The sequence below is a fragment of the Streptomyces hyderabadensis genome, from assembly GCF_020404845.1.
GTDB lineage: Bacteria > Actinomycetota > Actinomycetes > Streptomycetales > Streptomycetaceae > Streptomyces > Streptomyces hyderabadensis.
In genome coordinates, this window is the sequence record NZ_JAIOJZ010000111.1 from 1 (window position 1) to 8,057 (window position 8,057).

General features: G+C 73.3%; 7 protein-coding genes. 3 read left to right on the top strand and 4 right to left on the bottom strand.

All coding sequences use genetic code 11. The annotated features are described in order from the left end of the window. Together K7854_RS36885 and K7854_RS36890 are read right to left on the bottom strand one after the other, a co-directional pair. A partial coding sequence (locus K7854_RS36885) for an amidase (protein ID WP_226030922.1) occupies window positions 1-1,384 on the bottom strand: 1,384 nt, incomplete at its 3' end. A 5-nt stretch (window positions 1,385-1,389) separates the two neighbouring features. Continuing rightward, window positions 1,390-1,620, bottom strand: coding sequence for a hypothetical protein (locus K7854_RS36890; RefSeq protein WP_226030923.1), 231 nt, complete (start codon window positions 1,618-1,620; stop codon window positions 1,390-1,392). Between the two features lie 217 nt (window positions 1,621-1,837). On the opposite strand from K7854_RS36890, the gene K7854_RS36895 reads away from it, so the two are divergent. From K7854_RS36895 to K7854_RS36905, 3 genes are read left to right on the top strand one after another with little or no spacing between them, the layout of a single operon-like run. After that, window positions 1,838-3,283: an NDP-hexose 2,3-dehydratase family protein gene (locus tag K7854_RS36895; protein ID WP_264088193.1), complete on the top strand. Its 1,446-nt coding sequence runs from the start codon at window positions 1,838-1,840 to the stop codon at window positions 3,281-3,283. Next, a complete protein-coding gene (locus K7854_RS36900; protein ID WP_226030925.1) occupies window positions 3,280-4,041 on the top strand; it encodes an NAD-dependent epimerase/dehydratase family protein in 762 nt (253 codons plus the stop codon). The genes K7854_RS36895 and K7854_RS36900 overlap by 4 nt, the downstream gene beginning before the upstream one ends. 46 nt (window positions 4,042-4,087) lie before the next feature. Then, complete coding sequence (locus K7854_RS36905; RefSeq protein WP_226030926.1) at window positions 4,088-5,071, top strand: aldo/keto reductase; 984 nt, start codon at window positions 4,088-4,090, stop codon at window positions 5,069-5,071. Window positions 5,072-5,156: 85 nt separating this feature from the next. Here the strand turns inward: K7854_RS36905 and K7854_RS36910 are convergent, their stop codons facing one another. Both K7854_RS36910 and K7854_RS36915 read right to left on the bottom strand, forming a co-directional pair. Then, on the bottom strand, window positions 5,157-5,909 hold the full coding sequence (locus K7854_RS36910) for a thioesterase II family protein (protein ID WP_226030927.1): 753 nt from the start codon (window positions 5,907-5,909) through the stop codon (window positions 5,157-5,159). A 113-nt stretch (window positions 5,910-6,022) separates the two neighbouring features. Next, a partial coding sequence (locus K7854_RS36915; RefSeq protein ID WP_226030928.1) for a SpnB-like Rossmann fold domain-containing protein occupies window positions 6,023-8,057 on the bottom strand: 2,035 nt, incomplete at its 5' end.

Sequence of the window (8,057 nt, forward strand, 5' to 3'; positions counted from 1 at the left end):
CGGCGGGCCAGGGACCGCCGTTGAGCGTCTCGTAGAGGCGTCCCAGTCTCAGTACGGTCTGCTCCCCGTGGGGGCGGCCCATGAACTGCAGGCCCACCGGCAGCCCGTCCCCGGGTGAGCCGCAGGGCACGGACAGGGCGGGGAGGCCGGCCAGGCTCGCGGGGTGGGCGAAGCGGGTGCTCGCGACCGGGACGACGTCCATGCCCCCGTCGGGCTGCGGCAGGAAGAACTCACCGTGTGCGACGGGGGTGATGGCCACGGTGGGCAGGACGAAGGCGTCGATGCCCTCGAACGCCTCCCGCCACCGCCTGTGCACGAGTCGGCGGGTCCGCAGCGCGTCGATGTAGTCGCGGGCGGGTACCAGGGCGCCCTCTTCCAGCCGGTCGCGCGTGGTCGGGTGCAGTTCGGCGTCCTCCAGAAGCGCGCGGCGGTGGTGAGCGCTCGCCTCCGCCGCCATGATCAGCGAGACGGCCGGGGACACCAGGTCGACCAGCGGCAGGCTCACCCGCTCGATCCGCGCACCGTGGGCGGCCAGCAGATCCACCGCGGCGGCGACGCGTTCGGAGACCTCCGGCGCGCAGCGCGTGAAGAGCGCGTCGTCCGGTACGGCGAGCGTCAGCCCGGTGGCGGATTCGGGGTGCGCGGTGCCGGGGGCGTCCGTGCCGGTGAGGGCGGCGAAGGCGAGGGCGGCGTCCTCGACGGTGCGGGCCAGCACGCCGGGCGTGTCCAGGGACCAGGACAGCGGCGCCACGCCGTCGGCGGGCAGCACCCCGTGGGTCGGCTTGAGCCCGACCACCCCGCACATGGCCGCCGGGATGCGCACCGAGCCGCCCGTGTCCGTGCCGAGCGCAAGGGGGCCGAAGCCCGCCGCGACCGCCGCCGCGGCGCCGCCGCTGGACCCGCCGGCGGAGCGCTCGGGGCAGCGCGGGTTGCGGGTCCCGGGGGTGACGGTGCCGAAGGCGAACTCGTCCATCTGCGTCTTGCCCAGGACCAGGGCGCCGGCCGCCCGCAGCCGTGCGACCGCGGCCGCGTCCGCGGCGGCCGGTGTCCCGCCGGCCCGGCGCAGTGCGGCGGAACCGGCCCAGGTCGGGGTGCCTGCCACGTCGAAGAGGTCCTTGACCGAGACGGGCACCCCGTCCAGCGGCCCGCTCGGTCCGTACTGGGCGATGCGCTGCTCGGCCTGTTCGGCCTCGGCGAGGACCGATTCCTCCAGGACGACGGTGTACGCGCCCACGGCCGGATCGGCCCGCCGTATGCGGGCGAGGAGCTGGCGGACCAGGTCGACCGGGCTCAGACGGCCGTCGGCGATCCGCGCCGCCGTCTCCACCGCGGTCAGCTCGTGCCCGGACAGGCGTTCCTCGGTGAGGGTCTCGGCTTCTGCCATCGGTCTCACTCCCATTCGAGACGGAAGGCGGGGTGCGGTGCCTGGCCGTCCAGCTCGAGGGCCTCCAGCGCCCGGCCGCAGCCGAGGAGCCGGCCGCGCCGTGCGTCGAGTGCCGCCCACCGGTCCCGGGCCACCGTGAGCCGCGCCGCCCCGATGAGGACACCGACCGCGTACGGCTCCGTTTCGGCCGCCGCGCCAGGTGGCCCCGTCCGTGTGCCCTGCGTTTCGTTCGACATTTTGCATTCCTGCCGTTGCGGCCGGATCCGGCCGAGTCGAGTCGATTCCGTCCGGCAAACTAGCAAGCGCACGGCTGATGCAGAAGCGCACTGAACACCGCGCCCAGACAACACCTCGAAAATTCCGGTCGGCCGCTTTCCGTCAGGGGCGCTTAGGGGGACGATAGGGGGGTCCGGAAACCGTACGCTGTCGAAAGTGAAGACACCTGCAGCGACCATGGACCCGACGGCGCCGAACCGGGTGGCGAGCGTCGGCCACCGGCAAACCGGGCCGCGCTGGGACCGGCGTACGGCGGATCTTCTGGCCGGCTCGGCCCAGCTCACCGACGAGGGAACCCAGTTGGCCACGGCGGATTTCGCCGGCTGGCTGGCCCATCGCGGGCGCGAGCACGCCTCCTCCGTGCGGCGGATCGATTTCACCGACCTGAAGGGCTGGCACTTTCTCGGTCAGACCGGGAATCTGGTGCACCAGTCAGGCAGATTCTTCACCGTGGAAGGCCTCCGGGTCCGCACCTCCGCCGGACTCTTTCCCGAATGGCATCAGCCGATCATCCGGCAGCCCGAGGTCGGCATTCTCGGAATTCTGGCCAAGGAATTCGACGGTGTGCTGCATTTCCTGATGCAGGCGAAGATGGAGCCGGGAAACCCGAACCTTCTTCAGCTGTCCCCGACCGTGCAGGCGACCCGCAGCAACTACACGCGCGCGCACCGCGGTTCGCCGGTGCGGTACGTGGAGTACTTCACCGGGCCCCGCCGGGGGCGGGTGCTCGCCGACGTACTGCAGTCCGAGCACGGGTCCTGGTTCTACCGCAAGCACAACCGCAACGTGATCGTCGAGACCCGGGACGAGGTGCCACCGCACCCGGACTTCTGCTGGCTCACCCTGGGCCAGCTGCATGAGCTGCTCCAGCGGGACAACGTGGTGAACATGGACTCGCGCACCGTGCTGTCCAGTCTGCCCGCCGCGGCCGACGGGCCGGACCGCCGGCCGGCGCGGGCGCTGTCCCCGGACACCGAGGTGCTGAGCTGGCTCACCGAGCAGCGCTCGACCCACGACTGGACGATCGCGCCGGTCCCTCTCGCGGGGCTGCCCGACTGGCACCGTACCGAGCGCGAGATCACCCGCGGGGACGGACGCTTCTTCGATGTCGTCGCGGTGGCCGTGGACGCCGCCAGCCGTGAGGTGCCCAGCTGGACCCAGCCCCTGATCGAGCCGCACGGCGAGGGCGTAACCGCCTTCCTCGTCCATGACTTCGACGGCGTGCCGCACGTCCTGGCGCACGCCCGCATGGAGGGGGGCCTGCCGTTGGTGGTGGAGGTGGCGCCCACCGTCCAGTGCGTACCGGAGAACCATCCGGCGGACAAGCGGCCCCGCTATCTCGACCAGGTGCTGGCCGCCCGTCCCGCCCAGGTCCGCTACAGCGCCAGACACTCCGAGGAGGGCGGCCGCTTCCGCAACGCGGTCAGCCGCTACCTGCTCGTCGACGCCGACGAGGCGCTGGCCGCCGAGCCCCTTGCGCCGGAGTACGCCTGGCTGAGCGTGCGGCAGCTGGAGCGGCTCACGGGCGCCGGACTCAGCGTCAACGTGCAGGCGCGAACCCTGCTGACGTGCCTGCGCTCGATGGCGAAGCCCGTGCCGGCAGCCGACGACAAGGGCTGGTGAGCGCGGTGGAGATCGTGGGGCAGGGGTTCCTCGCCGACCATCTGTCCGCCCTGTCGCACACGCACGACGACGTGACCGTGCTGGCCGCAGGGGTGTCGAGCGCGAGCGTCGACTCGGCCGATGCCTTCCGGCGGGAGGCGGACCTGGTCCGCGCGACCACCCGCCGCTGTCGTGCGGAGGGCCGGACCGCCGTGTTCTTCTCGACCGCGTCGCACGCCCTGTACGGCGGGTGCGACGGCCCTGCCGACGAGGATCATCCGAGGCCGGTCAGTCCGTACGGATGGCACAAACTCGGCCTGGAGCGGGAAGTCGCCGACTCCGGCGCCTCCTGCCTGATCCTGCGCCTCAGTCATGTCGTGGGCCCCCGTCAACGCCCGCATCAACTGCTGCCCGCTCTGGTCGGCCAGGTCGCGTCGGGAAACGTCCGGGTCTTCACCGGGGCCCGCCGCGACCTGGTCGATGTCACCGACGTCGTCGCCTGCCTCGACGCGCTGCTGACCGAGGGCGTGCGCGACGACGTGTTCAACGTGGCCGCGGGCACCCCCTACGCCGTCGAACACATCGTGCGCGGCATCGAGCGGCAGCTGGGCCGACGGGCACGATGGGACCTGGTGGACAGGCCGGCGGTCCGGGGCGGACGGGGCGCCGTATCACTCGACCGGCTGCGCCGCCGCGTAGGGGAACGCGCGCCCGCCGGGGGCCCCGCCTACCTGGAGCGGCTGCTGGAGCAGTACACCACCGCCTACTGCCCGGCCTGACCCGGCCGATCCGCAACCGACACCGAACCCGAGGAACGGACGCACGATGCACACACAGTTGGGACGTACCGGTCTGCGCGTGAGCAGGCTGGCCCTCGGCACGGTCAACTTCGGCGGCCGGGTCGAGGAACCGGAGGCGCACCGTCTCCTGGACCATGCCGTGGACCGGGGCATCAATCTGGTGGACACCGCGAACACCTACGGCTGGCGCGTCCACAAGGGCCATACCGAGGAAGTGATCGGACGGTGGTTGGGCACCGGCTCCTCCCGTCGCGACCAGATCGTGCTGGCCACCAAGGTGGGCGATCCGATGGGTGAAGGCATCAACGACCACGGGCTGTCGGCCCGCAACATCATCAGTGCCTGCGAGGCCTCGCTGCGCCGTCTGAACACGGACCGCATCGATCTGTACCAGATGCACCACATCGACCGCACCGTGGTCTGGGACGAGGTCTGGCAGGCGATGGATCTGCTCGTGACCCAGGGCAAGGTGCGCTACATCGGCTCGTCGAACTTCGCCGGCTGGGACCTGGTCCGCGCGCAGGAGGCCGCACAGCGACGCAGCAGCCTCGGCCTGGTCTCCGAGCAGTGTGCCTACAACCTCGTCACCCGCTACCCCGAACTGGAGATCATTCCCGCGGCCCGGGCGTACGGCCTCGGCGTCCTGGTCTGGTCGCCCCTGCACGGGGGCCTGCTCGGTGGCGTGCTGGACAAGCTGCGGACGGATTCCGCGGTCAAGTCGGCGCAGGGGCGCGCCGCCCAGTCCCTGACCGAGCACCACGAGGCCCTCGAGACGTACGAGAAGGTGTGCGCGGACCACGGACTCGACCCGGCGGTGGTCGGCATGGCCTGGACGTTGTCGCGTCCCGGGGTGACGGCCGCGGTGATCGGACCGCGTACGCCGCAGCACATCGACGGGGCGATCGAGGCACTCGAACTGCCGATGCCCGATGCCCTGACAGCCCGGCTCGACGAGCTGTTCCCTCCGGTCGGCCGGGGCGGCCCGGCTCCCGACTGCTGGCTGTCCTGACCAGCCCGAGGGCGGCAAGCCCCGAGAAAGCGGTGAGCCGCATCGCGTCGGACGCGGTGCGGCTCACGCCGGTTTCTGCCACGGGTCACAGGCGCAGGCTGCGCCGGACCACGTCCAGGACGGCCTGCGGCCGGTCGTTCAGGTAGAAGTGGCCTCCGGGGAAGACGTGCAGTTCGTTGGGGCCGTCGGTGTGGTGCTCCCACGCCCGAGCCTCCTCCACCGTCGTCATGGTGTCCCTGTCGCCGGTCAGCACGGTGACCGGGCAGCGCAGCCGGTCACCGGGACGCGGCTCGTAGGTCTCCACGGCCCGGTAGTCGGCCCGGATCGCGGGCAGCACCATCCGCACCAGCTCCTCGTCCTCGAAGACCTGGTCGTCGGTTCCGCTCAGCCGGCGCACGCCCTCGATCAGCAGGGCGTCGCTGCGCTTGTGCATGTCCTCGCTCGGCCGGACCGCGGAGGGCGCACGCCGTCCGGACACGAAGAGGTGCACCGGGCCGCGCCCGGCCTCCTCCAGCCGCAGCGCCACCTCGTAGCCCACCAGCGCACCCATGCTGTGCCCGAACAGCGCGAGGGGGCGGTCGTCGCCGTCGTCCGTGACCGCCTCGGTGATCCGTGCGGCCAGTTCCCGCAGGCTCGCCAGGGGCGTCTCGGTACGGCGGTCCTGCCGGCCCGGGTACTGGACGGCGAGCACGTCGACGGCGGGCGCGAGGGCCCCGGCCACCGGCACGTAGTAGCTGGCGGCTCCGCCCGCGTGCGGCAGGCACAGCAGGCGGACGCCGGCTTCGGCGGCGGGCCGGTAGCGGCGTATCCAGACGCCGCTGTCCACTGCGGAGTTCATCGGGGGTCTCACTTCCTGTTCGGTTGCGGGACCCGCGACGCCTGACGACGACCGCTGTCTGCTTCTGCCGTCCGTCAGGCGTCGCGGGGGTGGTCGTACGGCGTGCGGCGCCGTCAGGCCCCGGCCGGCTCGCGGCCGAGCTCCGCCGCCAGGTGCCCGGCGAGTTCCGCCGCGTTCAGATGGTCGTAGATCAGGGTCGAGGGCAGTGTCAGCCCGGTGATGGCGGCAAGGCGATGGCCGAACTCGACCGCGGTGAGGGAGGCGAACCCGAGATCCATGAAGTCCCCTTCGGCGGGGACGGCCTCGGCGGAGGAATGCCCGAGGACCACGGCGACCTGACCGCGCACCAGCTCCAGCAGCGTCTTCAGCCGCTGCTCCGCCGAACGCCCGGTGAGAGTCCGCCGCAGCGATTCCGGCCCGTCGACCCCGGCCAGCAGGCCCGCCCCTCCGACCTCCCCCGCCGGGGCCGTCGCGGCGAGGGCCGCGCGCGCCTCGGGCAGGCCCTCGAGGAGACGCCGGCCACCGGAGTCCACGCGGGCCGCGGCGAACTCGGCCCAGTCCCGGGCCGTGGCGACGAGCAGCCCGTCCGTCCGTTCGAGGGCCCGGTCCAGGACCGCGAGGTCGAGCGCGTCCGGGTCGGCGGCGATCAGCCGCACCGACGTCGTCACGGCCGCCCGCTGCCGGGCCACCGCCTCCCACCAGCCAACCACGGCCGCGACGGCGCCGCTGCCGGCGTCCCCGACCAGATCGGCCACGGACACGGTGAGGAAGAGCGCGACCGGGTCCGTGCCCCCGGTGAGCCCGGACAGGGCCGACACCGCGGGCAGTTCGGCACTCAGCAGTTCGTCCAGCGTCTTGTCCAGCGGTCCGTCGGCCAGGGCGACGCGCGGTGCGTGCAGCACCGCGGCCAGCGGCCGCTCGGCGGGCAGGGACCCGGCCAGCCGGGCCAGGTCCCGGCCGTCCGCGACGTCACACACGACATGGCTGATCCGCGGTTCCGTCGCGGAGACCGTGGCCGGGTCCGCGGGCAGGTCCGCGGGCAGTTCCGCCGGAGCGAGTGGATCGCCGGGGGCCACGGCGACCAGGACGTGCGCCGCTCCGGTGGCGGCCAGGCGGTGTGCGACGCCCTCGCGCCAGCCGTGACTGCCGCCGACGACCAGGATCGTGCCGCGCAGGGCCGGCGGTTCCCGACGGGTGGCGTCCGCCCCGGGGAGCGCCGAACCCGGCACGGCGGCGGCGCCGGAGTCCGCCCGCAGCAGTCGGCGGGCGAAGACGCCCGCTTCACGCACGGCCAGCTCGTTCTCCTCGGACCGGGCCAGCGCCTCCGCCAGCCGCCGCAGCACCCGATCGTTGCACCGGGCCGGGACATCGACGACGCCGGCCCACCGCATGGCATCGTCCTGCGCGAGGATGCGGCCGAGACCCCACACCACGGCCTGGGCGGGCGCGGTCACCCGGTCGGAACCCCCCGTCGACACCGCGCCCGAGGTCAGGCACCAGACCGGTACCGGCGCACCGGTGTCTGCCAGCGCGCGCAGCAGCGCCAGCGTTCCGGCGGCCGCCTGCCGCACTCCGTCCGGCGTGTCCGGCGTGTCCGGCCTGTCCGGCGACGGCAGCGCGAGCAGCGACAGCACACCCGCGAGTTCGACCTCCGCATCGTCGTCCGACGTCAGCGCCGCCAGCCGGGCACTCAGGCTGTCGTACGCGGCCTTTGCGTCATCACCGGCACCGGTCGGGGCGGCGGCGAGGACCCGCACGTCGGCTCCCGCGGCGCCGAGCACCGCGCCGAGGCGCGTCACCAGGCCGTCGTCGGCTCCCTGCTCACCCGGCACGACCAGCAGCCAGGTGCCCCGCAGACGTGGCGTCACCCCACCGGAGTGCGACGGCACCGCAGTCCAGCCGATGCGGTAGTGCGGGGCCGGGGCGGCGGCCTGCCGGCGGCCGAGCCACGAGGCCAGCAGCGGCAACGCCGCCTCGACGGCCGCCCGGTCCTGCGCACCGTCGAGCCCCAGCAAAGACGCGAACGAACCGGGGTCCCCGTCGGCCACGGCCGCCCAGAAACGGGCGTCGGTCTCCGGAACCCGCGTACGGCCCTCGGGTGTGACCGGAGCTGCCGTGTCGTCGTCTGCCGTCTGCGGCTCCTCCGGG